Annotated in this window: 1 protein-coding gene; it reads left to right on the top strand. The window is 67.1% G+C overall.

Translation table 11 applies throughout. The features are described from left to right. Positions 1 to 52: 52 nt before the first annotated feature. On the top strand, positions 53 to 560 hold a 508-nt coding region (locus NS334_RS16025), incomplete at its 3' end, for a GNAT family N-acetyltransferase (protein ID WP_058756954.1).

Consider the following 560-nt stretch of genomic DNA (forward strand, 5'->3'; position numbering starts at 1 on the left):
TGGGCCGATCACACGCTGGACCACATCGCCGCCACCGGCCATCGTCGCCGGCATGGACATTCCGCCACTCACGACCGCGCGTCTGACGCTACGCGGCCCGGCATCCGAGGACGCGGCCACCTACTGTGCCTTCTACGGCGATCCCCAAGCCTCCACGTTCTACGGTGGGCCCCTGCCGCCGCCACTGGCGTGGCGAAAGCTGGCGTTCGACATCGGCCATTGGACCTTGCGCGGCTTTGGCATGTGGTCGGTCATCGAGAAGGCGACCGGCACGATGATCGGCGGGTGCGGCATCGTCTGGCCAGAGGGATGGCCGCGCCCCGAATTGACGTGGTGGATCATGCCGTGCGCACGGCGAAACGGTTACGCGCGCGAAGCGTCGCAAGCGGCGATCGCATACGGCTATGACGTCCTTGGATGGGAGCGGGTCGAGACGCACATGCGCGACGACAATCTGCCCGCGCGTCATCTGGTAATGCGCTTGGGCGGCGACCTTCTGACTCGAGAAACGTTTCCCGACGGCATCGCCCGCGACGTCTTCACGCTGCCGCGCGGCAGCG

Source organism: Sphingomonas endophytica (assembly GCF_001476895.1).
GTDB lineage: Bacteria > Pseudomonadota > Alphaproteobacteria > Sphingomonadales > Sphingomonadaceae > Sphingomonas > Sphingomonas endophytica_A.